This is a genomic window from Sedimentibacter acidaminivorans (genome assembly GCF_017873955.1).
GTDB lineage: Bacteria > Bacillota > Clostridia > Tissierellales > Sedimentibacteraceae > Sedimentibacter > Sedimentibacter acidaminivorans.
This window is the reverse complement of record NZ_JAGGKS010000001.1, coordinates 161,651-187,371: the sequence shown is the minus strand read 5'-3', so window position 1 is coordinate 187,371 and position 25,721 is coordinate 161,651. Positions and strand designations below refer to the sequence as shown.

Annotated in this window: 20 protein-coding genes, 2 pseudogenes and 1 riboswitch; of the genes and pseudogenes, 19 read left to right on the top strand and 3 right to left on the bottom strand. The window is 32.5% G+C overall.

Going from position 1 to position 25,721, the window contains the following annotated elements; translation table 11 throughout:
- Positions 1-14: 14 nt before the first annotated feature.
- From J2Z76_RS00895 to J2Z76_RS00845, 10 genes and pseudogenes are all read left to right on the top strand, one after another.
- Positions 15-845: a MetQ/NlpA family ABC transporter substrate-binding protein gene (locus J2Z76_RS00895; RefSeq protein ID WP_209510097.1), complete on the top strand. Its 831-nt coding sequence runs from the start codon at positions 15-17 to the stop codon at positions 843-845.
- A gap of 82 nt (positions 846-927) precedes the next feature.
- Positions 928-1,704 (top strand): 5'/3'-nucleotidase SurE, encoded by a 777-nt coding sequence (gene surE / locus J2Z76_RS00890; protein WP_209510096.1) that lies wholly within the window; start codon positions 928-930, stop codon positions 1,702-1,704.
- Positions 1,705-1,973: 269 nt separating this feature from the next.
- Positions 1,974-2,162, top strand: a complete 189-nt coding sequence (locus J2Z76_RS00885; RefSeq protein WP_209510095.1) for a hypothetical protein — start codon at positions 1,974-1,976, stop codon at positions 2,160-2,162.
- A gap of 94 nt (positions 2,163-2,256) precedes the next feature.
- On the top strand, positions 2,257-2,964 hold the full coding sequence (locus J2Z76_RS00880) for a riboflavin kinase (protein WP_209510094.1): 708 nt from the start codon (positions 2,257-2,259) through the stop codon (positions 2,962-2,964).
- 182 nt (positions 2,965-3,146) lie between these two features.
- Entirely contained in the window at positions 3,147-3,986 is an 840-nt protein-coding gene (locus J2Z76_RS00875) for an REP-associated tyrosine transposase (RefSeq protein ID WP_209510093.1), read from the top strand.
- A 261-nt stretch (positions 3,987-4,247) separates the two neighbouring features.
- Positions 4,248-5,420: a chromate efflux transporter gene (gene chrA / locus J2Z76_RS00870; RefSeq protein WP_209510092.1), complete on the top strand. Its 1,173-nt coding sequence runs from the start codon at positions 4,248-4,250 to the stop codon at positions 5,418-5,420.
- A gap of 903 nt (positions 5,421-6,323) precedes the next feature.
- Positions 6,324-7,946: an amidohydrolase gene (locus tag J2Z76_RS00865; RefSeq protein WP_209510091.1), complete on the top strand. Its 1,623-nt coding sequence runs from the start codon at positions 6,324-6,326 to the stop codon at positions 7,944-7,946.
- 125 nt (positions 7,947-8,071) lie between these two features.
- A complete protein-coding gene (locus J2Z76_RS00860) occupies positions 8,072-9,088 on the top strand; it encodes a DUF6765 family protein (RefSeq protein ID WP_209510090.1) in 1,017 nt (338 codons plus the stop codon).
- Between the two features lie 539 nt (positions 9,089-9,627).
- A riboswitch (cyclic di-GMP riboswitch) is annotated at positions 9,628-9,712 on the top strand.
- Between the two features lie 106 nt (positions 9,713-9,818).
- Positions 9,819-10,796, top strand: a pseudogene (locus tag J2Z76_RS16935) (copper amine oxidase N-terminal domain-containing protein).
- Positions 10,797-11,030: 234 nt separating this feature from the next.
- Positions 11,031-11,222, top strand: a complete 192-nt coding sequence (locus tag J2Z76_RS00845) for a ferredoxin (protein ID WP_209510087.1) — start codon at positions 11,031-11,033, stop codon at positions 11,220-11,222.
- Positions 11,223-11,471: 249 nt separating this feature from the next.
- On the opposite strand, the gene J2Z76_RS00840 is transcribed toward J2Z76_RS00845, so the two are convergent.
- Together J2Z76_RS00840 and J2Z76_RS00835 are read right to left on the bottom strand one after the other, a co-directional pair.
- On the bottom strand, positions 11,472-12,851 hold the full coding sequence (locus J2Z76_RS00840) for an MATE family efflux transporter (RefSeq protein ID WP_209510086.1): 1,380 nt from the start codon (positions 12,849-12,851) through the stop codon (positions 11,472-11,474).
- Between the two features lie 402 nt (positions 12,852-13,253).
- On the bottom strand, positions 13,254-13,799 hold the full coding sequence (locus J2Z76_RS00835; protein WP_209510085.1) for a superoxide dismutase family protein: 546 nt from the start codon (positions 13,797-13,799) through the stop codon (positions 13,254-13,256).
- A gap of 338 nt (positions 13,800-14,137) precedes the next feature.
- On the opposite strand from J2Z76_RS00835, the gene J2Z76_RS00830 reads away from it, so the two are divergent.
- From J2Z76_RS00830 to J2Z76_RS00815, 4 genes are read left to right on the top strand one after another with little or no spacing between them, the layout of a single operon-like run.
- Positions 14,138-14,884, top strand: coding sequence for an ATP-binding cassette domain-containing protein (locus J2Z76_RS00830; RefSeq protein ID WP_209510084.1), 747 nt, complete (start codon positions 14,138-14,140; stop codon positions 14,882-14,884).
- Positions 14,885-14,903: 19 nt separating this feature from the next.
- Positions 14,904-15,881: an ABC transporter permease gene (locus J2Z76_RS00825; RefSeq protein ID WP_209510083.1), complete on the top strand. Its 978-nt coding sequence runs from the start codon at positions 14,904-14,906 to the stop codon at positions 15,879-15,881.
- A 28-nt stretch (positions 15,882-15,909) separates the two neighbouring features.
- Entirely contained in the window at positions 15,910-17,004 is a 1,095-nt protein-coding gene (locus J2Z76_RS00820) for a sugar ABC transporter substrate-binding protein (protein ID WP_209510082.1), read from the top strand.
- The gene (locus J2Z76_RS00815) at positions 16,982-17,788 is read left to right on the top strand and encodes a pseudouridine-5'-phosphate glycosidase (protein WP_209510081.1); all 807 of its coding nucleotides are present in this window, start codon (positions 16,982-16,984) and stop codon (positions 17,786-17,788) included. The genes J2Z76_RS00820 and J2Z76_RS00815 overlap by 23 nt, the downstream gene beginning before the upstream one ends.
- A 135-nt stretch (positions 17,789-17,923) precedes the next feature.
- Here J2Z76_RS00815 and J2Z76_RS00810 read toward each other — a convergent pair whose 3' ends face one another.
- Entirely contained in the window at positions 17,924-18,484 is a 561-nt protein-coding gene (locus J2Z76_RS00810) for a TetR/AcrR family transcriptional regulator C-terminal domain-containing protein (RefSeq protein ID WP_209510080.1), read from the bottom strand.
- A 229-nt stretch (positions 18,485-18,713) separates the two neighbouring features.
- Between J2Z76_RS00810 and J2Z76_RS00805 the strand changes: the two genes are divergently transcribed.
- The 5 genes and pseudogenes from J2Z76_RS00805 to J2Z76_RS00785 all read left to right on the top strand — a co-directional run.
- Positions 18,714-20,669, top strand: a complete 1,956-nt coding sequence (locus J2Z76_RS00805; protein WP_209510079.1) for an oxidoreductase — start codon at positions 18,714-18,716, stop codon at positions 20,667-20,669.
- A 319-nt stretch (positions 20,670-20,988) separates the two neighbouring features.
- Positions 20,989-22,260 (top strand): cytosine permease, encoded by a 1,272-nt coding sequence (gene codB, locus J2Z76_RS00800; RefSeq protein WP_209510078.1) that lies wholly within the window; start codon positions 20,989-20,991, stop codon positions 22,258-22,260.
- Between the two features lie 105 nt (positions 22,261-22,365).
- Positions 22,366-23,631, top strand: coding sequence for a cytosine deaminase (locus J2Z76_RS00795; RefSeq protein ID WP_209510077.1), 1,266 nt, complete (start codon positions 22,366-22,368; stop codon positions 23,629-23,631).
- A gap of 331 nt (positions 23,632-23,962) precedes the next feature.
- Positions 23,963-24,847 (top strand): Abi family protein, encoded by an 885-nt coding sequence (locus J2Z76_RS00790; protein WP_209510076.1) that lies wholly within the window; start codon positions 23,963-23,965, stop codon positions 24,845-24,847.
- A 145-nt stretch (positions 24,848-24,992) separates the two neighbouring features.
- A pseudogene (locus tag J2Z76_RS00785) lies at positions 24,993-25,658 on the top strand (amidohydrolase family protein); the annotation flags it as partial.
- Positions 25,659-25,721 lie beyond the last annotated feature (63 nt).

The window sequence follows — 25,721 nt, the reverse complement described above, 5'->3', positions numbered from 1 at the left end:
AGGAGAATTTGAAAATGAAAAAATTAATTTTAGTTTTAGTCTTAATATTATCTATATTAGCAGTAGGTTGCAGTAGTAAGGAAAATAAAAACGCAGACAATAGCAATTCAAATGGTGAAGAAGTAACTGTTGTAAGAGTTGGTTTGACAGGTAGTGACTCTAAGGTTTGGAATCATGTTAAGGAAGAAGCAGCAAAGGAAAACATTGATATCGAGCTTATTTTCTTTGATTCCTATCCTCTTCCTAATGCTGCATTAGATTCTGGTGAAATAGAATTAAATGCATTTCAGCATTATATCTATCTGAACAAAGAAGCTGAACAACATGGTTATGAACTATCAGTTATAGGAGAAACCTTTTTTGCACCACTAGGGCTATATTCTAAACAGATTCAAAATATTGAAGAGTTAGAAGATGGAGCTACAATCGTAATTCCTGACGATGTTACAAATGGAGGAAGAGCATTATTATTACTTCAAGCAAATGACCTTATCAATGTAAATCCTGCTGCAGGTAATACACCTACAATTAAGGATATTGAAAATCCTAGAAGTTTTAAGATTGTAGAGTTGGCTGCAACTAATATTCCTGCCTCATTAGAGGAAGTACCATTAGCAGTAATAAACTCAGGAGTAGCTACAGATGCAGGATACATCCCAACACAGGACGCAATAGTATTAGAAAATGCAAAACCAGGAGAGAATCCTTATATAAACATAATAGTTGCACGTACTGAGGATAAGGATAATGAAGTATATAATCGCATTGTAGAGATTTATCAGACAGATGCCACAAAGGCTGTTATTGAAGAAGATTCTAAAGGCTCGTCAATCCCTGTTTGGTAAAAGCAATTTAATATTTGAAGTATTTTTATATTAATGATATAATAAATTTACTAAAATATATATCGCAGAGGTGTATTTAATTATGATAAAAATTCTATTAACAAACGATGACGGAATATTTGCAGAAGGAATAGAGGTATTAGCTGAGATAGTTAAGGAATTTGGAGAAATTTACGTGGCGGCACCTGATAGACAAAGAAGTGCAGTGTCTCACGGTATAACCATACATGAACCTATAATTGTCAAGAAATATAATTTTCCGGTAAAGGTTGCAAGTGCATGGAGCATAGGAAGTACACCTGCAGATTGTGTGCGCTTAGCTCTTAATAATTTGCTTAAAGAAAAGCCAGATCTCATACTTTCAGGTATTAACAATGGCACAAATTATGGTGGAGACATATTATATTCAGGAACAGTAGCCGGAGCAATAGAAGGATATCAGTATAAGATACCGTCACTGGTTCTTTCGTTGGATGGAAGTAATTTTGATGTTTGCCGCAGATATCTCGGTGATTTTATAGATAAGTATATTAAACTTGCAATGAACAATAACTATGTGCTCAATGTTAATATTCCTTCATGTGAACCAGATGAATTTAAGGGTGCAGTTTATGCAAGACTATCACCGCCAGGACAGTATCCTTTCTATTTTAAAGAAGAAAAAGTAAATGATGAAACAAGCAGTTATGAACTGAATTTGAAAGACTCATCTAATGTGGAGGAAGATTCGGATATAGATTATGTAAAGCAAGGCTATATTTCTGTTACCCCTATTGCTCCTAATTTTGAAAACTGTCAGCATGTAGAACATTTAAAAAGTATTGGATTGGTACAGGGAATTGCTGCACTTGAGGCATAAATTTTGAAATATAAATTAGACATCCCACTTTTAACTTAGCGGTACCAGGTACTTAACTTACTTAACTTAGCGGTACCAGGTACTTAACTTACTTAACTTATTACTTAACTTACTTAACTTATTCCCAGGTACTTAACTTATTCCTAAAGGACATCTTTATTACGCTTGGGGGATTGATCTGGGGACCAATGACATCATTCATGATTTCTGTAATCGTTTCAGTGATAGAAATGATGACCATCAGCGAAACCGGCATTCTTGGATGCATTATGAATATAATTTCCACCTGCGAATTTGCTTGTACTGCTTCCTCCATCTATAAGAAAAAAACAATTACCAATGCAGTTGTTGGCTTGACACTTGGAGTTGTGACTATGGTTGTTGTTATGATGGCATGGAATTATTTGATAACGTCAATATATATGGGGTATCCCGACGCGGGAGTATCCTACTGGTAAGAAGCGAACAGGGCTATGGTTAATATCGGGTGCCATATCTGCAACTTGTGTTTTATTTATTTTATACATGAAAGGACTACTGTGAGGATTAAAAATGGAAAGAGAATTATACAGCGAGCCAATATTTCTTAACGGAACAGTGATTCATGGTCGGGGGATTGGAAAACTGGTGGGTACTCCTACAGCTAATTTAGGAGAACTTCAGATAAAGGAAATACCCCCGCAAGGGGTTTATGTTACGCAAATCGTATTGCATGCACACAGCTATTACGGTGTCACCCACATTGGTAGACGTCCCACAGTAGATAACGATAGCGATATCTCTATTGAAATTCATATTCTGAATTTTAATCAGGATGTATATGGGGAACGTATGGAGATACAGCTTTATCAGAAATTGCGCGAACCACGAAAATTTGATGATCTTGCTGCCCTGTTGGAACAGATTCGCATGGATTGCGATGCAGTACGTGTTTTTTTTGGACTAAATGATCTGTCTCAACAGTTTTCCATGGATATTCATAAGCATATGGTGAAACTGAAAGGCGGTGAGGTGTTTTTGTCCAACAAGGAATTTGATGCTTTGTATTTGCTGTATTCAAATCCAGAGGTAGCGTATACAAAAGAGCAAATCTATGAAGCTGTATGGCACCAGCCGTCTAACGGCTGCTTTCATGCTGTTGAAAATACAATATTTCAAATTAGAAAAAAACTTCGTTCGCATGAGAATGGTGATGATTGTATCAAAACGATTGTTGGATACGGATATAAATTCAACCAAAAAACAGACATTAATGACTAATGACTGACTAATCCGAACCAGGTACTTAACTTACTTAACTTATGAACTTATTAGTAATGAATTTAATAGAATTTTTGAATAGAGGACTTCTTATGAAGATTCTCTTTTTTGTTGCTTTATGCAAAAAAAACATATATAATGTAAAATAAAGGAATGAAATTGTTCTATCGGAGGACGCTTAAATGGGAAGAAAACCGAGAATACAGTTTGAGGGCGGGGTATATCATATTGTTCAAAGGGGCAACAACAAGGAGTACATTTTCAAAAATGACGATGTAAAAAAGCAGCTTTTAAATATCATAGTTGAAAGCAAAGAAATTATGAGGTTTGAAATATATGGATTTGTTATAATGGATAACCATTACCACATTGTAATAAGAAGTCATGAAGTGCCTATAAGTCAGATAATGCATAGAATTGATTTGAAATTCAGCAAATATTACAATTGTACATATAATAAATCAGGTCATGTATTTCAAGACAGGTACAAAGGAATATTAGTTAAGGATGATAAATATCTTCTTTCTTTGATTAGATATGTTCATCAAAATCCTGTAAAGGCTAAAATGTGCAAAAAAGTTTCTGATTATTATTGGAGCAGCGATTCATATTACAGGAAAAACATACAAGATAAAATTGTCGACATAGATTTTGTCCTTTGCATGTTTTCTGAAAATAGAAAGAATGCATTAGTTGAGTATAGTAAATTCATGGATTCAACCTTGCTTGAAGAGAGTGCAGAGTTTGAAGAGGTTTCGATTATAGGAGAAGTTAAGCCTACAAGCATAGATATTCCTATAATAAAAACAGAAAGGAAAACGTTGGACAAAATATTGTATGAAGTTGTTGGTGATGATAGAATATTTGATGAAATTAAAAGAGGTTCAAGAAAAAGAGAGTTGACTCATTATAAAATGCTGTATATAGAAAAGGCTATACAGAGCAATTATAAAATGAAAGAAATTGGTTTGAATATTGGGATAAGTCAAGTAGCTGTTCATAAGCTTAATAATTTGCAATAGGAGATGGAGCTTCGGTACCAGGTAACTTACTTCGGTACCAGGTACTTAACTTACTTTTAACTTACTTATTCTTAACTTATTAACTTATTGTAGCTTTGAAATTTTAACGTATTAATATGTTTTGATTTATAAAAATAAGAATAATAAATATGGGTACAGATAAGTGTAGTATAAGTGTATGGAGCTAAAATAAACGCACAGACAAAGAAGAAAGAAGGATAGTATGAAAATTAAACCAATAATCGGAGGATAAAGAAAAATATGAATAAAATCAAATGGAGATCCTTTCTAAAAGATGCATTTATCTGTTCGTTAGGTGCGTATGGAGGACCGGAAGCACATTTTGGAGTTTTTATGGATCAACTTGTAACTAAAAAGGAGTATTTGACAGAAGAAGAGCTTGTTGAACTTGTTGCGTTATGCAGTATACTGCCTGGACCGACTAGCACACAAACGTTGGTTGCAATTGGTTATAAAACAGGAGGACCTTTACTGGCGTTTTTTACAATGATTGTATGGTCATTACCAGTGCTTGTTTTGATGACTGTGCTATCTTTTGTTTATCAAATTTTTGCCGCATTCAATATTTCTTCAAATGTTCTAAGATACATTGGACCAATGGCTGTAGGTTTTATTGTTGTTGCAGCTTTTAGAATAACTAAAAAAGTAGTCACAAATTGGATGACAGGGGCATTAATGCTATCAGCTGCTTTTGTTACCTACTTTTTTCATTTGCCTTGGGTTTTTCCTTTGTTGCTAGTTTTGGGCGGAACTGTTAGTATAGTGGCTTCAGGTGAAAACAATTTATGGAATAAAGTTAAAGTCAATCCACCTTGGCGTTATCTATTTGTATTTGGTGCTTTTGCTATTGGTAGCCTTGTATTAACTGCAATATTTGGTAATCGACTTCTGACTTTATTTGAAAGTTTTTACCGATATGGGTATTTGGTATTTGGTGGTGGTCAAGTTGTCGTTCCTGTGATGTATAGTGAATTGGTAGATGTTAGAGCGTTTATGACACATGAAGAATTTTTAACGGGCTATGGCCTTGTACAAGGATTACCCGGACCAATGTTTAGTTTCAGTGCATATGCAGGGGGGATGTCATATCGAGATGGCGGCGTTTTATTTCAGATTATTGCTGCATTCATCGGAGGAGTAGGCATTTTCTTGCCTGGTTTACTTTTGATTTATTTCGTATATCCAGTATGGGAGAATTTGAAGCAAATCAAGGCAATTAAAGTGTCTCTTAAGGGTATTAATGCTGTTGCAGGTGGATTAATTGCAGTCGCAGCCATTATATTGATGCAAAAAAGTGGCTTTTCAATAGACAATTTAATAGTTACAGCAATTACAACCATTTTGCTTTTTACAAAAAAAATTTCTGCACCATTGATTGTTGTTTTAACTTTGGTACTTGGATTAATTCTTTAGTACAAAAATGTTATGTCGTGGGCCTACGTAGATATATTCCAAGCACAAATTGAAAATAGCTTTTAATTACATTTTTTATAGGGGCGAAATATGAGCATTCTGGTTGCAGAAGACGAAAAAGATTTAAGAGGGCTGCTTAAGCTGGAAACCTTGGCGGTACCAACCTTGGCGGTACCTGGTACTTAACTTACTTCTTAACTTACTTTAATTTTTTAAAAAGATTATTACTGAGACGTTCTATTGTATTTATCTTTTTTACGGGTTCCATAAGACCATCAGAAATATTAGAAAGTAATACACTTTTTGATTTTGCCATTCCGTAAATCATATCCTGAACAAATTTAGTTTGAACGACCTACATCTTTAGTTAGTTTATTTGAAAAATTCATAATTTTTCGTTTTATTTCATAAGTATCTGTGGTAGAATTAGTCATAGGAAATACCTCCGAATTTTGTTTAGTATAGTTTTTTGTCGATATCTAATTATACCAAACTTTCAGAGGAATTTCCTTATTTTTGAGCATTTTTTTAAATCTGTTCATTAATATATCACTATTCTGACTACCTGTGGATAAAATACGAAAACTCAAGCAAGAAAGTTGTTTAAAAAAATAAAGAAGTATGTTATAATTCTAGTAATATATTAAATTAAAAGTAGTGATATTGTTTAATAATGAGGTAATTACTGAAATTAGAAATTTCAAATAACTTAATAAACTGACACCTTGAACGAGCATCTTAACCGAATTGCTCGTTTTTTATAAATTATACAGCTTGAATTTCATTAACTGTACAGTTTAAATTAGATGAGTCTATTTAGATATTTGGAGTACTGGAGAATAAATATTTTTTCTAGCTTAAGTCAGAGAGAGTATAATCGTTTGTATTAAAATGGAGGTAGCTATGAAAACTATAATATATAATGGTAAAATATATTTAGAAAGAGACCATTTTGCAGAAGCAGTAGCTGTAGAAAATGGAATTATTACAATGGTTGGGAGTAACGAAGATTTGTTAAGTACAGCAGGGGAGGATTGTGAAATGATTGACTGCGAAGGAAGAACTGTGATACCAGGACTTAATGACTCTCATATGCATTTACTTATGCTTGGAGACACAAATGCACAAGTTAGCATTGATAGTTGTACATCAATTGATGATTTGATTATGAGATCTAAAGATTTTATGATACAGAATCCTGAAAATGTGAAAAATGGTATCCATGCTATCGGTTGGAATCAAGATTTATTTGTTGATGAAAAGCGATATCCTAATAGATTTGATTTAGACAAGATTTCTATAGATATTCCTATCGTTTTGGAGCGTGTATGCGGTCATATACTAGCTACCAATACGAAAGCAATAGAAATGCTAGGGATTGATGGAAACTCTCCACAGTGGGATGGTGGAACTTTTGTAATAGGGGAAGATGGATATCCTAATGGGATTTTTACTGAAAATGCCTGTAACTATGTAAAAAAGATAATTCCAGACTTTACGATAGAACAAAGAGAAGAGATGCTAATAGAGAGCATGGAGTACGCAGTATCTCATGGACTCACTAGTATACAAAGCAATGATATTGGAACTTCAGTACTTGATATAGAATCGTATTTTGAAATGTTCCATAAATTATATGATGAAAAAAAAGCTCTTCTTCGCTATAGACATCAAGTTTGTTTTAACAATTTGGATGAATTCAAGAATTATATAGAAAATGGCGAATTTGCAAATGGTGATAATCCAGAGGACTCATGGCTTACTCTTGGTCCATTAAAGTTATTTAAAGACGGAAGTTTAGGTGCAAGAACTGCATTGATGAGAACAGAATATGCTGATGACAAAGGAAATTATGGAATAGAGTGGACTACTAATGAGGAAATGGAGAAATATTGTGAACTTGCACGTGATGCCGGGATGCAAGTTGTAACCCACGTAATAGGAGATGCAGCAATAGAGCAGACTATTAATTGCTATGAAAAGGCATTTGTTGATGGGAAAAATTTATTGAGACATGCATTGGTACATTGTCAGATTACAGACATGCCTTTGCTCGAGAGAATTGCAAAATTAGATATATTAACTATGTTTCAACCTATTTTTCTTGATTACGATATGCATGTTGTTGAAGATAGATGTGGTAAAGAAATTTCATCTACATCATATGCATTTAAAACTCTTAATAATCTTGGTGGACATATTTCTTATGGAACTGATTGTCCTGTAGAATCTTGCAACCCATTTCCAAATATATACAGTGCAGTAACACGAAAGGATTCAAAAGGAATGCATGAGAATGGTTTTTATCCAAATGAATGTGTGGATGTTTACGATGCAGTAGATGCTTATACTGCAGGCAGTGCCTATGCGGAATTTATGGAAGATAAAAAAGGTAGAATTAAAGTAGGATATTATGCTGATATGGTTATATTAGATAGAGATATTTTCTCTGTTGATTCAATGGAAATAAGAGATATCTTGCCTACGTTAACTATGGTAGGCGGAAAGATTGTATATAAAATATAAAAACAAAAAATTTAGCGGTATCAGGTACTTAAATTATTCGGTGCCTGCTTGTTAAAGGAACTGTCGCTTATAAAGATACTTCTGTAAAAAATAGAAATAGAGCAAAACCACAAGGAGGTTACCTTATGCAATTAGATTTTCATTTTTATACAATATACACTCTGTGTATGTTATCAGGGATAAAACATGAATACAGTAAAAAAATTTCTTATGCATCTCAGCATACGGATGATGCAAAATACAATCATGAATTGGAATTTGTGAGTGGCGGAAGATTTCAACAGCAAATGTCGGCTCATAAATTTATTGACCCAAGAGTCTTCGATAATAAGACTTGTTATGATATCTTTTTACCATTTCATTTCCTTTCAGGAGTAGAAGGGCAAGAATTTTATGAAATGTTATTATGTAGAGAAAATAGTGTGACAGCAAATGAATTGTTAAATGATACACTGAGAACTTTGGACAAACCTTATGGTCTTCAAAGATTAGGGGTTACGCTCCATGTATATGCAGATACTTGGTCCCACCAGGATTTTCATGGATTAAACAGAGATGGTAATAAAATTGATTATTTAGACCTTTTAAACACAGAAAAAACTTTCATAAATGAAGTTGTATTAGGTACATCTAAATTAATTCCACCATTAGGTCATGGACAGGTTTATACTTACCCTGATGAGCCTTATTTAAGGTGGGAATATAGTAAATGTAATGCAGAAGAACATTACAAAATCAATAATTTGGATAGATTTATTGATGCTGCTTTTCATATTTTTTCATTCTTAGCTAATCAAGTTAAAGAGCATACTCCTGTTATATTTGAAAAAGAACCGGCAAAATGGAATGAGATAGAAGATAAATTTATTGAGATTTTTTCAATTAGAGAATCTTTAGAACAAAGAGAAATAATTTGGCAACGAAGGATTTCTGAAGGTTTTTTTGGATTTAAATCAAATATTGAATATAACGATAGAGAGTGGTTTTATGAAGCAGTAGAAGTTAAAAACAAAGATTTACATATATATGATAAAAAAGAAAAGTTCCAAATATCTGATTGGAAGTATTTCCACGATGCATTAACTTTACATAAATTTTATGTTAAAAATGAATTATTGCCTAAGTATGGGATAATAACATAGTTTTGAAAAGGCATTGGTACCTGGGAAAAAAGCTTCGGTACCAGGTACTTAACTTATTGGTACCAGGTACTTAACTTACTTAACTTATTTATTTGGCGTACCTATCAGTCTGTAAAGAATTACTATATTTGAAGTCGATTAAACATTAAAGAATTCAAGTAAAGAATCGTGGATTATAATGCATAATAAAGAATAAATATTTGTAATTTTGGTAAAAGGTTGATTACTATTGGAATTTAAATACTTTTATTTGTTTTCAAACTGTTTTTTTGAAATTAAAAGACATTTTATGGGTTTTCAATGACTTTTCATCAGTAGAAATTAATTTTGAAATTTATATTTATTCGTTTTTTTATTATATTGAAAAAACTATCTATTACTATATAGCATATTTTATGAAAATGTATTGAAAAATTATGAAAGTTTTTTAATTATAAGACATCGGTACAGGTTCTTTAGAGAAATTATGATAAAGTATAACATTAGATTGACAATGTTTGCAAATAGTAATATAATTTGTTTATAGAATAAATTAGCATGATTGATAAAGGCAAACTCGGTGAAAGCCGAGGACGCAAAGCCACGGGCCTTAAGGTTAACAACCAAGGTAGCCGGGTTACCTTAATTGCAAATACAATTAAAAATGTATTAGCTCTGTTTGGTGACCCAATCAGAGCTTTTTTAGTCTATATTTAGTCCTGTTGGATACATAATAAGAAGGAGATTCAAAATGAAAAGTAATAAAGTATTAGCATTAATGTTGGCAGTTCTATTAGCATTAGCTTCTCCAGCTACAGTTTTTGCAGAAGAAGCAGATACTGAAACAAATGTTGAACAAGAAACGGAAACAAATGTTGAACAAGAAACAGAAACAAATGTTGAACAAGAAACGGAAACAGATGTTGAAGAAGAAACAGAAACAGATGTTGAAGAAGAAACAGAAACAGATATTGAAGAGGAAACAGACATTGAAAGTGATGATACGGAAGAAGAAGCTGAAGATTTGTTGAAAGAAAAGGGTAGTAAGGGAGCAAAAGAAAAACCTTGGAAAGAAGCGAAGAAACTGATTGAACAAGAAAAAGATGCTATCGAGGCTTTAAAAGACGGAATTGAAGTTGAAAAGGACAATTTAGAATTGCTGTTAGAAGCAGCAGAAATAAGTGGCGATGAGGCTTCAATAACAAGTTTAAAAGAACAACTTGAAGTTTTGAAAACAGAACAAGGTGATTATAAAGCACAAATGAAGGAAAAGATTCTTCAAATGCAACAAGTTATGAAGGAAAAGTATACTGTAGAAGAATTAGAACTGTTAAAAACAGTATCTGAAAGCTTAAGCAGTGTGGAAAATGTTGAAGTTGTTCCAGTTGAAAATATTTTAGTCGGCAGAGGAAATTTAAAGTTTGATACACCTCCTGTTATTAAAGAAGGAAGAACATTAATACCTGTTAGAGCTATTTCGGAAGCAATGGGTGCAACTGTTGACTATAATACAGAAGAAAAAATAGTAACTATTACTAAAGATGATAAAGTTATTACTTTTAACCTTGCTGAAAACAAAGTTTAGGTAGGCGAAGATGAAGCGGCAATTGATGTTTCAGCAGAGGTAATGAATAACAGAACTATGGTTCCACTGCGTTTTATTGCAGAAAACTTAGGATTATCAGTTGAATACGATAATGAAACTCAAACTATTCAAGTAATTGATTAACAATACTAGGTACTTAACTTATTAATTTGTGGGGCATAAGAAAAAAGTGTTCATTTGTAATTTGTATGCCTTTTAAAGAAAAGCAGCAATTTGTAATTTTTCAAAGTAGATGTTCTGGCTTTGCTTGGAATAAACAATAAAAAAGGTGATAATTGTTAGTAAATAAAGATTTATTTTGTATAATATAGGTATACTAGTATAAACATATTAATCTAAACATAGGAGGTAAAAATTATGAAAGCATCAGTTGATAGACAGGCATGTATTGGATGTGAACTTTGCGCTAATATATGTCCTGAGGTGTTTGAGATGGATGAGGATCAAATATCAACAGTTATTGCAGATCCGGTTCCATTGGAAGTTGAAGAAAATGCTAGAGAGGCAGATGATTCCTGTCCAACAAATGCAATTAACATAGAAGAATGATCAGGTAATTTATATAATAGTGCTTAAATTACATGGCAAATTTATAAGGTTATTGAAATAGTAATTTCATATAATGCTTATTATAAAATTAAATTATATGATAATTCACTGGCAAAAAAAGCATTCATATTTTAATTTATGATTGCTTTTTTTTGTGCATTGATCATCTTTTGAGCGAATGAAACCCGTGCCTGTTACCATCAACTTGAGTTATGACAGGCACAATTGAATTGAGTTATTGTTGGTATTCTACTTTATGGTGTCATTAACCATGTTTTGAATCCATTTACCAGATTTAAATCTTTTTACTAAAAATATTATTTTTGTAAGTTCATCAGCTGTAGTGAATGCGAAAGCGACATATACAGGCATCCCTAAAACGGATGCAGCAATAAATACAAGAGGGATACCTACGACCCAAAGTGAAACACCTTCAAGTACTGATGCATATGTTGCATCACCGCCACCGCGGAGTATTCCTACTATCATAACCATATTTACGACTCTTAGAGGCATGCAAACAGAAAATATATAAAGAACATAAGTTGATGCTGTCTTTACTTCGGCTGAGACATTGAAGAATGAAACTATAGGTTTCGCTGCAAATAATAATCCTCCTCCTAAAAATAATCCAGTCCAAAAAGAAAGAACAACTATTTTTTTAGATGATTCAATTGCGATATCTTCTCTAGATGCTCCAATTTCATTTCCTATGATGACAAGGGATGCATAAGATAGACCAAAAGCAATAATCATAAAAAGATTCATTATAGTTGAACATATTTGCATTGAAGCAGCAGCACGCGCTGAAATATTAGCATATATGGCCATATATGTTACATTTCCAAAACCCCACCCGGCTTCATTTATAACGATTGGTATTGTTACTCTTGATAATGTTTTTTTGAGTCCAGCTGGAAGCCCTGAAAAATCTTTAAAGTTAATATTCAATACGTCGTGTTTCAAACGTACTACAATTACGATAATTGCACATTCGAAAATTCTAGCGATAAGAGTAGCAATTGCAGCTCCTGTTGTTTCTAGCCTTGGCATTCCAAAGTTTCCGAATATAAGCATATAGTTTAATAATGCATTTACTATAAGACCGAAAAGACTTGCAAACATAGGAAGTTTAGTTTCTCCAACACTTCTTAATGCTGAAGAAAATACAAAAGTAATTCCAGTAAATACATAACTTATCACAGTGATTTTAAGATATGAGCTACCTATGATAACAACTTGTGCTTCTTTGTTGAAAATAGATATTATTTGGTCTGGAATAAATAATCCAATAATAGTAAAAGTAATTGACATTAAAAAGCCAAGAATAAGAGATTTACATAAAATTTTATTTATGTTATCTTTGTCACCCTTACCCCAAAGTTGTGCAATTAATACCCCACCACCTCCTGCTGCTCCAAAAGCGAAAAGGGTAAATAGAAAGTAAAATTGGTTTGCTATACCTACGGATGCAAGTTCTATTTCTCCAACTTTACCTATCATCATAGTATCGAGCATGTTAAGGGATGTAGTTATTAGATTTTGCATGATTATTGGTATAGTAATTAAAAATAAATTGCGGTAAAATTGTTTATCTTTTTTGTAGTTTCTTAATAAATCAAATGTCATATAGACTTCCTCCGTTGATACCTAAATATTTTACATATATTATTTAAAACAAAAAAATAAAACACCCCCTTCATGAGTTTTTTTGAAGTGGGTGTTCAACACTTGGCATCTATGTTTAAGATACAAAATATATTTTATAGATTTTATATGGTTTTTCTAAACCGCTCATATAATAACTCTCTTGTATTTGTTTGTCAATGTATTTAGTTTACTAATATGTAAAATTATGACTATAAATTGCAAATAGTTCTGATGATTTTATACAAAGAAGAATCATTCGAATATCCAGAATCTTTGTAGGATAGGTGGAAAAGCATCAGCATTTGTGGTTGTTACAGTAAATCCTACATCCCACTTAGCCTAATAAGTAAAGTGGGATGTTTGTTTGTACAAGTTAAATGTTTACTTCATCCCTTGAACAATACCGCAGGCCAATCTTTTACCTGAATCCCCAGATGGTTGCGTTCTGAAATCATCCGGATTTTCATGTATTATTACTGCTTTATCTATTATTTGATCAATTTTGAATTTGTCTGTAAAAAATGACATTCTTGCATAACCATTATTTGAGAACAAAACAGGAAAATCACCTGCATGGTTACCATGAGGCTGATTTGTTGGATTCCAGTGTCCTCCTGAAGCTGTGAATGGTTCTTCGCTATTACCTACTTCGCAGGTCCCATTTTCATGCAAATGGAATCCAAATGGTCCTATTGAAGGATTTGTTCCAGTTGCTGGTTGATACAATGGTAATCCAGAGACTTCAACAGAAACCTGTGTTCCTCCAGGAACATCTTCAAATAATACTGCACCTTTGATATCACGCGCTAAAGGTCCACCTGTAATATATGCAATAGCCTTAATATATTCTGGATTAGAATTATTGAATCCTGATCCATAACTAAAACAATTGGTTAAATAACTCCGTTTGTAATCGCTAAAATTCATATTAACCTCCCAACTTTTTATGATGATTTATTTTATGTAGAATAGAATAGATAGTTACCGTTATAACTTAAAACTTATGTTAAACTTATGAACCAGGTACTTAACTTACTTAACTTATTAACATATTGTAGCTTTGAAAGGTAGCGTGTATTTGGCGGTGCCTATCAGACAGGGTGATGAATACGAGGTGTGTTCTATTACCCGTTTTTAATAATCCTGTTAACTATGAAAAAAAATTATAATAAATTTTAATGTATAAATATAAGTAATTGGTACAAAGATAAACGCTATGTTATAATGACAGCGTAATACTATTAACATTTTAGAGAGTGAGTTGTATGAGTATGGTTTGCACAAGTGATGAATTTGTTTATCTTGAAAATATTTCGAAAAGCTTTGGTAAACTGGAAGCATTAAAAAATGTATCTCTTAAATTGGAAAGAAATAAAATTACATCTTTAGTTGGGGACAATGGTTCGGGCAAAAGCACACTTATCAAAGTTTTGTCTGGAAGTCTGAAACCGAATAATGGCACAATACATATAAACGGAAAAGCATATAAACATCTGACTCCTAAAATAGCAAATGAAAATGGTATTTCGACAGTTTATCAAGATTTGTCTTTAGATAATTACAAAGATGCTGTTGGAAATATTTTTCTTGGTAAAGAAGTTACAAAGTTTGGTTTTATTCTTAATTATAATGAGATGCAAAAACAAACAGAGAAACTTCTTGAAAAACTTGAAATAGATATCCCATATCTCAGGACTCCAGTTGGCTATTTGTCAGGAGGTCAAAGACAATCTGTTGCAATAGCAAGAAGTATTTTTCAAGGGAAAAAATTGATAATTTTTGATGAACCAACAGCAGCGATGGGATTAAAAGAGTCTATAGCTGCTAATAAACTGATTAAATCATTGCCCTCAAAAGGATTTACTGTCTTGATGATTAGCCATGATTTAAATCAAGTATTTGATATTGCCGACAGAATTTTTGTGATGAGAAATGGAGAGATTATTAAGGACGCTGTTAAGTCTGACATCACACTTACGGAATTAAAAGCTGGAATTAGTGAGATTTATTAAAGAATGAAAGGTGAATTCTGTGAAAATAATAAATAGGTTTGTAAGGAACGATGAAGGTGTGGATAGGTCTTTTGCTCAGGCATTTCTTTTTTTTGTTTTAATTTTGTTAGTTGCTTTTTTAACAAGTAAATCTCCTTTTTTCTTTACTTGGAATAACATAAGAAATATTTTGGATAATACATCCTTGCAGCTTATACTTGCTATAGGAATGACTTTTGTTATTTCCAGTGGTGGAATAGATTTGTCGATAGGAAGTGTTGTAGCGTTAAGTGGAATAGCAATTGGACTGATGTTGAATGCTGGTGTTCCAATAATAGTTGCTGCAATGATGGGTGTTTTGCTTGGAGGAGTTTTGGGCGCATTTAATGGGTTTTTAATTTCAGAATTTAAAATAGCTTCCTTTGTAGTAACAATAGGAAGCATGTCGCTATATAGAGGAATTAGTTTAGTAATAACAAAAGGTCAGCCAATTTATGGATTCCCATCAGGGTTTACTTTTTTTGGCAAGGGTAATTTAGGTGAAATAAACCCACCAATAGTAATTGCTACGCTGATGGTGATTTTAGCTTTTCTGCTTTTTAAGTATACTAAATATGGACAATATACTTTGTCTATCGGGGGAAATGAGGAAGCTTTAAGAAGAGTAGGAGTAAATATAAAATTTTATAAATCTAGTATATATGTATTTTCTGGAATATGTGCTGGAATTGTAGGACTTATTTTGACATCTAGATTGAATGCAGCAGAGCCAAATGCAGGATTTATGCTTGAAACAAATATAATAGCCGCTGTTATTCTTGGAGGTACATCCATGAATGGCGGTAGGGCAAGTCTCAGCGGAACTGTAATTGCTTGTATACTTCTATCGGTGGTGAGAAATGGGTTGACTATCATGAGTATTTCTTCTTATTATCAACAGCTTTTTATCGGGTTTATAATATTATTATCTGTATCTATTTCTGAAATAAGGCAAAGAAGACAGTTGCAGATAAATTAATAAATAATAAAAAATTTGGAGGATAAAAATGAAGGGCAAAAAGATTGTATTAATGTTGTTAGTTGTTATTATGGTAATGAGTTTATTTGTTGGTTGTGCAGATAATACGGTAAAATCAGATGCAGCGGAAAATACTGAGAAGAAAGAAACAGAGACTGCTGCTGACTCGGAAGAGATGAATCCGAAAATCAAAGAAATGGAAACAATTCTAATGAATCAATTAGACCCGATGCCAGAGATAGGCAAAGGAGAAAATGTAGGCGTTCTTATTATTTCTTTAACAAATCCATTCTGGGTTAATATGAAGGATAAATATGAAAAAGCTGCAGAAAATTTAGGAATAACTGTAGAAGTGTTATCAGCACCTACAGAGGGAGATACTGTTTCCCAATTAGAAACTTTAGATGGTATGGCAGTTAAAGATTATGATTCAATAATTTTATCACCAATCGATGGAAATAACTTAATCCCAGGTATAATTAGAGCTAATCAGGCTAATATTCCGGTTATAAACTTAGGACCTGGAGTTAATAAAAAGGCACTTGAAGAACAAGATGGACATCTAGACGGTATTATTACTGTTGACTTTATGAATCAAGGAAAAATGGTTGCTGAAGATATGCTAAATTATATAACTGATGGTGGCAAGGTAGCTATAATTCAGGGACTTGCAGGAGCAGGACAGAGCGAAGGGCGTACGAATGGTGCGAAAGAAGTATTTGAAAATACTGAAGGTATAGAACTTGTGAGTATACAGCCTGGAGATTGGGATCGTAATAAAGCATATGAGATAACAACAGGTCTTATTCAGGCACATCCTGATCTTAAGGGTATTTTTGCTTGTAATGATGTTATGGCTCTTGCAGCTGTAGAAGCTCTAGAAGTAGCCGGGTTAAATGACCAAGTAGTAGTATATGGAGTAGATTTTACAGGAGAAGCTCAAGAATCAATTAGTGCTGGTAAACTTGACGGATCTATCACTTATTCACCATCTGTTTACACAAAAGCAGGTTTGTTATTAGCTTTAAAAATATCTCAGGGTCAAGATATAACAGAGCCAGTTTATTGTCCACTAGCTATAGTTAATAAGGATAATGTAAATGAATTTAATGGATGGGAATAGAATAATTAATTATTTGGTAGAGACAGCTTTACTAGGACATGGGTTAAAATCTATAGAAGATGATTTAATAATTTCCCTTTGGCCAGAAGATGTTACGCTTGCATGGGTAGAAAATGGTGAAATTATAATTGGAAATATATCCGAGTTTATTCCTGCCAGAAAGCAAAGCAAGAATTGGGAACGCCTTGATGGAATGGCAGTTTTAAAAAATGAGTACAAGGGTAAAAATGCATTTTTGACTGCTTCAGGTACAATGGCTGTTGCCAGGAAAATTAATTGTCCTGTAGTTGTAACTGCAGGTATTGGTGGAATAGGTGATATTAAATCTGAACAGCTGTCTTATGACCTGCCAGCACTTTCAGAGATGGGCATCACTTTGGTTGCAACATCGCCTAAAGATATGCTTGATATACCGGGAACTTTAAACTGGCTTCATGAAAATAGAGTTCTCACTTATGGCTTTAACACAGGAGTTTGCAATGGATATATATGTGTGCTTGAGCCTAGTAAATTAGATAAAGAAATTTCTAATAATGATTTAGACAATATTCCATTGGGATGCAATCTAATATTAAACCCAATTCCTCAAGAGCGAAGATTGAATGATTTAACGCTCTTAGAGGGGGCAATTTCTGCAGGTAAGAATGCAGAAAACAAAGGTGAATATTATCATCCTGCAGCTAATGCTTATTTTGATAAATCAAGTAACGGTTTATCTTCTATAATCCAATTAGAGGCTTTAGTGTCAAATATCAAAATTGCTAAAAAAATAATCCTTTCTTGAATGGGGATTATTTTTTTATTGGCGGTACTAACTTACGAACCAGGTACTTAACTTATTACTTAGAAATTTAAGTAAAGGTGTATGTATTATAATGCAAAACAGAGAATAAATATTTGTATTTTGGTATAAGGTTGATTACTGTTGAGTTTCGCATGAAAAATATATTTTAATGCATTGCGGCATATTGTTTGCTATTCGCGCTGCAAGTTTGTAAGGGTCACTTGACATGTTGTTTTTTATCCAATTATATATCATTCCCACTGCACCATAGCTATTAAATTCAATTGAAAAGACTATTTCCTCGCTCAAACTATGAGAATTTAAACGTTTTGTTAATTCTCTTGCATAGGCAATACGCGTATATTCTGTTATATATTGATGAAATGAGTTCTGTCCTTCACAGTTCATAGCATTCACATAGAAATTTTGATCTTTTTTCATAACAAACAACATATCACCAAGTACACTACTCCATGGGAGATTCGGAGAACTAGACTCTGCGATACAATCTATAGATGTTCTAAAAATCCAGTTGACTAAATCAAATTTATCTTTGAAATGGTAATAAAAGGTCTGTCTTGTCAAATTGCAATTTTCTACAATCATTTGAACAGTAATTTTCTGAAGCGTAATTTCATTCATTAGTTCTTTAATAGATTCAGCCAAAAGTTCTTTTATTGTTTTTCTTTCTATCATAAATACCTCCTTAGAATACACTTTGACATAAATGTAACAAACATTGACAAATTATTAAAATTGTAAATTTTAATAATTTGTTATCTATTATATAATAAATTAAAGGAACAAGTACTCCTTATAAACATTATATCATAATGTCACATTTAGAGCAAAGGTTTGCTAAGAATAAAAATTAACAGTGTTTATCGCTGCTTAATTAAATATTTGAAATAATAGGAGGATTATAATGAACAACATTTATTCAAAAGTATTAGAACCAATTAAGATTGGAAATTTAACTGTTCGAAATAGGATAAACATGGCACCAATGACTACTCTTTACGCAGGTAGTGACGGTCAAGTTACTGACCAACTTATGCAATACTATGCAGCGAGAGCTAGGGGTGGCACTGGAATGATAACCATTGAAGGTGCTTATGTAAATGAAAATGGTCTTCAAATACCATGTTCAATAAATGTAAGCAATGACAAATACATTCCTGGACTTTCAAGAATTGCAAATGCAATTAAAGACAATGGATCTGTAGCAGTTCTTCAACTAATTCATGCTGGAATTCAAGCGTGGGTAGAGCAATCAGTAGGACCAAGTGAAATAGGACGTATTGATGGTAAACCTATATCTACAGAATTAACACCAAGAGCTCTAACAACAAAAGAAGTATTACAGTATGTACAAGATTTTGCTCAAGCCGCTCGACGTGCAAAGATGGCTGGATTTGATGCAGTAGAAGTTCACGGAACACATGGATATTTAATAATGCAGTTTTTATCACCTATTACAAATCATCGTATAGACAATTATGGAATAGATCGTAATCTTTTCGCAGTAGAAATCGTTAAAGAAATAAAGAAAACATGTGGAGCAAATTTCCCTGTTATCTTTAGATTATGTGCGGATGAAACATTAGGAGACACATATTTAAAACCTGGAATTAACATTGAAGATGCAAAAGAAACTGCAATAAGATTAGAACAAGCTGGTGTAGATGCTTTTAATGTGACAGGAGGAAGTGATGATGTTATACATTTATATGTGCCTTCAGCTTATGTTTTAGAAGATATAGAAGGTTTGTTTGTTCACTATGCAGAACAAATAAAGAATGTTGTTTCAGTTCCAGTTATGACTGGTGGTGGTGTAGAGACACCTGAAGAAGCTGAAAAGATTCTCCAAACAGGAAAAGTTGATATGCTTTTTATAGGTAGAGAGCTAATAGCAGAATCTGATTGGATTCGTAAAATAGAAACAGGAAGACGAGACGAAATTCGCCCTTGCGTGAAATGTGTAGAATGTGGACAGCGTATAGTTTATGATGCAGAAATGAGATGCTCTGTAAATCCACTTAGCGGAAAAGAATGGAAGTATTTAAATGAATCAGAAATTCCATCTGCACAAAAAAGCAAAAAGGTATTAGTTATTGGCGGTGGAATTGCAGGTATGGAGGCAGCAAAAACTTGTGCAATTCGTGGACATAATGTTACCATTGTGGAAAAACAAGACCGATTAGGCGGAACCGTAAATATTGCAGCAAAACCAATCTTTAAATATCGATTCACAAGACTTGTTAATTATTATAAGAATGAAATAAATAGACTTGGCGTAGAACAAAAGTTGAACACTACAGTAGATGATGCATTTATAACAGATTTTGCTCCAGATGCAGTTATTATGGCAACTGGATCAAAGGAAACACCAATTCCGTTCATAGGTGCAGAGTACTGCGTTCAAGCAGATGATGTATTAAATGGTAAGGTTGAAACAGGAGAAAATGTAATAGTAATCGGATGTGGAATGGTAGGTGAGGAAACAGCATATCATTTGGCAAGGCAAGGGAAAAAAGTTACTGTATTTGAAGCTCTAGATCCAGCCATGAGTGTAGGAGGTATCGCACTTTTAAGACCAACAGGACTTTTTGAACAATATAAAATAAAGGTTAATACACACACACCTATTGTAGAGATTTATGAAGATAGTGTACTAACTGTAGATAATATGGGAAGAAAGATTATCACAAAGGCAGATTCCATTGTGTCAGCAATTGGACGAGTTCCTCTTTATGGACCAGAATTTATAAGTGAATTAAGATCAAAAGGGCTATGGGTTATACCTATAGGAGATGCAGTGGCAGCTAGAAAGGTGTCTGATGCAGTTCATGAAGCTTTCCAAGCAGCAATGAGTATCTAGATAAACTAAGTGGTACCAGTTACTTAACTTTTAACTTATTGTAGTTTCGGAGGAATACTATAGGATTCTATATTCTATAGTATTCTATAGAAACAGAAAATTATTTGTTGACTTAAAATTTAAATCATGATATTATTTTGTGAAAAGAGAATTAGTACCTTTAAGATTAGTCCGGAGAGACTAATAAGGTCGTAGAGTTTATGATTGATATAGTTATATTTGCGACCTTTTATAGAAGTATAAAAGGTTTTTTTTATTAGTCAAAATAAACTTTTAATAAAAGGTTGTACTGATTCTCCTTAAAAAAAGGAGAAAAATCATGAGTAAAAAACAACATGTAGACAAAGATTATTCGTTTGAATCTGTAGCACAAAAAGACAAAAAGGGATTTGTTTCAATGTTTGTAGTTATGCTAGGTTTTACATTTTTTTCGGCTAGTATGCTTACAGGCGGAACATTGGGGGCAGCACTATCATTAAAGGAATTTGCTTTAGCAATATTTGTAGGAAATTTAATTTTAGCAATTTATACAGGAGCACTTGCATATATAGGGGCGGATACAGGGCTTTCCATCCATTTGTTAGCAAAATATTCTTTTGGAGAAAAGGGTTCGTATTTACCATCTTTCCTAACAAGTATTACTCAAATAGGATGGTTTGGAGTTGGGGTTGCTATGTTTTCAATACCAGTTAGCAAAATAACAGGAATAAATATATATGTACTAGTGGCAGTATCAGGATTACTAATGACTTCAACAGCATACTTTGGAATGAAATCTTTAACTATATTAAGTGCAATAGCAGTACCAGCTATTGCAGTATTAGGATGTACATCAGTATTCAAAGCTGTAGATTCAATAGGTGGTGTTTCTCAACTGATAAATATAGTACCAGAAGGTAAAATGGCATTATCAACAGCAGTAACTTTGTGTGTGGGATCTTTTATAAGTGGAGGAAGTACAACTCCAGATTTCGTAAGATTTGCAAAAAATAAAAAGATTGCTGTAACAACAACAGTAATAGCTTTTTTTATAGGTAATTCACTAATGTTCTTATTTGGAGCAATAGGGTCAATGGTTACGGGATATTCAGATATATCAGATGTTATGATATCACAAGGACTAATAATACCGGCAATACTAGCATTAGGGTTGAACATATGGACAACTAATGATAATGCTATATACACATCAGGACTTGGAATCTCAAATATAACGAAGGTCCAAAAAAACAAGGTGGTAATCTTTAATGGGGTGTTAGGTACTTTAGGTGCTTTATGGTTATATAATAACTTTGTAAGTTTCTTAAGCTTGTTAGGCTCAATGATTCCAGCTGTTGGGGGAGTAATAATAGCTGATTATTTCTTTGTGAAAAATAGAAAATATGAAAATTTTAAAGAAGCCAATTTAAAAGTGATAAATTACAAAGCTATAATAGCGTGCGTGCTAGGAATATTAGCGGGGAAATATTTAAATATAGGAATTCCCTCACTAAATTCATTAATAATAACAGGATTAACACATGCTATATTAGAAAAAACTATTAAAGATAAATTAGAAGAAGATATAGAGTTTGTTAAGAAGTCGGCTTAATATTTAATTATTAAAAAAAGTATGGATTTCATAAAAAATTAAGATTGTATTTAAAATAAATTTAAACTTGGTACAATCCAAATGATATTAATAAGAGGTGAATATATGTTAATAAAAAATGTTAAACTTACAGATGAAAATGAAATAGTTGATATAAGAATTGAAAATGGTTTATTTAAAGAAATAAAAAAGAATTTAGAAGCATATAACAATGAGGAAATTCTGGATGGGAAAGGAAATTTGGCTCTTCCACCTTTTGTAGAACCTCATGTTCATTTAGATACAACTCTTACAGCGGGGGAACCAAGTTGGAATGAAAGTGGAACTTTGTTTGAAGGAATACAACGATGGTCTGAAAGAAAAGCTTTATTAACTAAAGAAGATGTAAAAAAAAGAGCTAAAAAGGCAATAAGTTGGCAAATAGCTAATGGTATACAATATATTAGAACTCACATTGATACAACTGACGAATCATTGTTAGCACTGAAGGCTATGCTTGAAGTTAAAGAAGAAATGAAGGAATATGTAGATTTACAAATAGTAGCTTTCCCTCAAGAGGGAATTTTATCATATCCAAGGGGTTTGGAAATTTTAGAAGAGGCTTTAATTTTAGGGGCAGATGTAATTGGAGCAATACCACATTTTGAATTTACCAGAGAATATGGAGTAGAATCAATTAATAAAATCTTTGAACTTGCAAAAAAATATAATGTGCTAATAGATGTTCATTGTGATGAAATTGACGATGAACAATCAAGATTTCTAGAAACTGTAGCTACAAGAGCATTAGAAACAGGAATGAAAAACAAAGTTACAGCTAGTCATACTACAGCAATGCATTCCTATAACAATGCATATACGTATAAACTGTTTAGACTCTTAAAAATGTCTGATATAAACTTTGTGTCCAATCCTATTGTTAATACACATTTACAAGGAAGGTTTGATACATATCCAAAACGTAGGGGAGTTACTAGGGTAAAGGAATTAAAAGATGCTAATATTAATGTGTGTTTTGGGCATGATGACATTTTTGATCCATGGTATCCCCTTGGAACAGGTAACATGCTTCAAGTGTTACATTTTGGATTGCACGTATGCCAAGTTATGGGTTATAATGAGATAAATGAAGCTATTAAATTTATAACTACTAATTCAGCAAAAACTCTAAACATACAAGATAAGTATGGTATAGAAGTAGGTAAGCCAGGTAATCTTATAATTTTACCAGCCGAAAGTGGATACGACGCTATAAGACGCCAAGTTCCTGTTTGCTACTCCATAAGAGGTGGAAGAGTAATTAGTAAGACAGAACCATCTGTTACTACAGTATATTTTGGGGAAGAAATTAATGTAGATTTCAAAAAATAAAAATATAAACATACGAACCAGGTACTTAACTTTTAACTTACTTAACTTATTAACTTATTTTTCAAAGTGGATGCTCTGGTTTTGCTTGGAAAAAGAAAAAAAATTATTTAAAATTATTTGACAAAATAATAAATTGGTATTATAATTAATGTATAATAAGCGTAGATGAGACATATAATAATAATGATCATACTCCGGTGACCTACGGGCCCGGGGTTTTTATTTTGGGAGATAATATGGATAAGTTATTTTCAACAATTGAAGATCAAATAAAAAATTAGACTCTAGAGGGCTGAATGTATCAGATCCTGGGGTTAAAGATATTCTTGAAATGGAAAATTATTATAACGTAATTAATGGATATAAAAAACTATTTATAGATGAAACTTATATAGGTGCTGACGAGAAATATAAAGAAGGTACTGATTTTTATGAGTTGTACAATCTTTATTTATTTGATCGTGAGTTGAAGAATATATTTATTAAATACATATTAGAAATAGAAAACAATATTAAAGCAGTCATATCACATGATTTTTCCGAAAAGTATGGACATGATAATTATTTAAAAATATTTAATTTTGATATTAGTGTTAAAAATTGGGAGAAGAAGACGGCAACCCAAAAGATAGGCGAAGTATCAAGTCTTATTGCAAATATTCAACAAGATATTTCCAGACAACTTTTTAAGAATAATCCGATGATTTCCCATAACATGCTAACTTATGGATATGTTCCTTTGTGGGTATTGGTTAATTCTCTTACATTGGGTACAATTAGTGTTTTCTATAGTTATTTAATAGATAAAGACCAGAATGATATAGGTAGAAAGTTTATATTAAGACCTGATGAAATGACAAAGATTTTATTTGTGCTTACTATTTATAGAAATGCCTGTGCACATGATGAACGTTTCTATAATCTTAAAGCTTTAAAAAATGATACTAAACCAAATATGATAAAAACAAATTCAATTCATTATAAATTAAATATTCCAAAAGATAAAGCTAATAATCCTATATATGGAAAAAATGATTTGTTTTCTATTGTTATAATCTGCAAACTTATTCTCAAAGAAGACTCGTTTAGTAAATTTGCGGATTTAGTCAAATTTGAAATAGATAAATTATCAGGAAAGCTTAAAACAATAAGTACTACAGAAATTCTTGAAGAAATGGGGTTCCCATTAGATTGGTATAAAATTAAGGAAATATAAATAATAATGCTACGTTGTCTGCGTAAATAGTGCATTGGTGAGACCCCCGTGATAGGGAAACCTCTGGTGCGGCTGGGAAATGGACACCCGGACACCCGTGACAGGTAGTGTGTCAAAACATAATCCGAACCAGGTACTTAACTTATTTAATGTGCTAATAGATGTTCATTGTGATGAAATTGACGATGAACAATCAAGATTTCTAGAAACTGTAGCTACAAGAGCATTAGAAACAGGAATGAAAAACAAAGTTACAGCTAGTCATACTACAGCAATGCATTCCTATAATAATGCATATACGTATAAACTGTTTAGACTCTTAAAAATGTCTGATATAAACTTTGTGTCCAATCCTATTGTTAATACACATCTACAAGGAAGATTTGATACATATCCAAAACGTAGGGGAGTTACTAGGGTAAAGGAATTAAAAGATGTTAATATTAATGTGTGTTTTGGGCATGATGACATTTTTGATCCATGGTATCCGCTTGGAACAGGTAACATGCTTCAAGTGTTACATTTTGGATTGCACGTATGCCAAATTATGGGTTATAATGAGATAAATGAATCTATTAAATTTATAACTACTAATTCAGCAAAAACTCTAAACATACAAGATAAGTATGGTATAGAAGTAGGTAAGCCATGTAATCTTATAATTTTACCAGCCGAAAGTGGATACGACGCTATAAGACGCCAAGTTCCTGTTTGCTACTCCATAAGAGGTGGAAGAGTAATTAGTAAGACAGAACCATCTGTTACTACAGTATATTTTGGGGAAGAAATTAATGTAGATCTCAAAAAATAAAAATATAAACCTAGCTGTGCTTCAGGAAGTTCAAGTTCAGCGTGACTGTGGCTGTGAAAGCAT

Excerpts from the sequence above, each read along its gene's own strand:
- J2Z76_RS00830 (WP_209510084.1), top strand. The coding sequence starts at position 14,138 with ATGAGTATGGTTTGCACAAGTGATGAATTTGTTTATCTTGAAAATATT.
- J2Z76_RS00835 (WP_209510085.1), bottom strand. The coding sequence starts at position 13,799 with ATGAATTTTAGCGATTACAAACGGAGTTATTTAACCAATTGTTTTAGT.
- J2Z76_RS00880 (WP_209510094.1), top strand. The coding sequence starts at position 2,257 with ATGGAAAGAGAATTATACAGCGAGCCAATATTTCTTAACGGAACAGTG.
- surE (WP_209510096.1), top strand. The coding sequence starts at position 928 with ATGATAAAAATTCTATTAACAAACGATGACGGAATATTTGCAGAAGGA.
- J2Z76_RS00875 (WP_209510093.1), top strand. The coding sequence starts at position 3,147 with ATGGGAAGAAAACCGAGAATACAGTTTGAGGGCGGGGTATATCATATT.
- J2Z76_RS00815 (WP_209510081.1), top strand. The coding sequence starts at position 16,982 with ATGAATTTAATGGATGGGAATAGAATAATTAATTATTTGGTAGAGACA.
- J2Z76_RS00820 (WP_209510082.1), top strand. The coding sequence starts at position 15,910 with ATGAAGGGCAAAAAGATTGTATTAATGTTGTTAGTTGTTATTATGGTA.
- J2Z76_RS00790 (WP_209510076.1), top strand. The coding sequence starts at position 23,963 with ATGGAAAATTATTATAACGTAATTAATGGATATAAAAAACTATTTATA.
- J2Z76_RS00795 (WP_209510077.1), top strand. The coding sequence starts at position 22,366 with ATGTTAATAAAAAATGTTAAACTTACAGATGAAAATGAAATAGTTGAT.
- J2Z76_RS00805 (WP_209510079.1), top strand. The coding sequence starts at position 18,714 with ATGAACAACATTTATTCAAAAGTATTAGAACCAATTAAGATTGGAAAT.
- J2Z76_RS00845 (WP_209510087.1), top strand. The coding sequence starts at position 11,031 with ATGAAAGCATCAGTTGATAGACAGGCATGTATTGGATGTGAACTTTGC.
- J2Z76_RS00840 (WP_209510086.1), bottom strand. The coding sequence starts at position 12,851 with ATGACATTTGATTTATTAAGAAACTACAAAAAAGATAAACAATTTTAC.
- J2Z76_RS00810 (WP_209510080.1), bottom strand. The coding sequence starts at position 18,484 with ATGATAGAAAGAAAAACAATAAAAGAACTTTTGGCTGAATCTATTAAA.
- codB (WP_209510078.1), top strand. The coding sequence starts at position 20,989 with ATGAGTAAAAAACAACATGTAGACAAAGATTATTCGTTTGAATCTGTA.
- J2Z76_RS00885 (WP_209510095.1), top strand. The coding sequence starts at position 1,974 with ATGAATATAATTTCCACCTGCGAATTTGCTTGTACTGCTTCCTCCATC.
- J2Z76_RS00865 (WP_209510091.1), top strand. The coding sequence starts at position 6,324 with ATGAAAACTATAATATATAATGGTAAAATATATTTAGAAAGAGACCAT.
- chrA (WP_209510092.1), top strand. The coding sequence starts at position 4,248 with ATGAATAAAATCAAATGGAGATCCTTTCTAAAAGATGCATTTATCTGT.
- J2Z76_RS00860 (WP_209510090.1), top strand. The coding sequence starts at position 8,072 with ATGCAATTAGATTTTCATTTTTATACAATATACACTCTGTGTATGTTA.
- J2Z76_RS00895 (WP_209510097.1), top strand. The coding sequence starts at position 15 with ATGAAAAAATTAATTTTAGTTTTAGTCTTAATATTATCTATATTAGCA.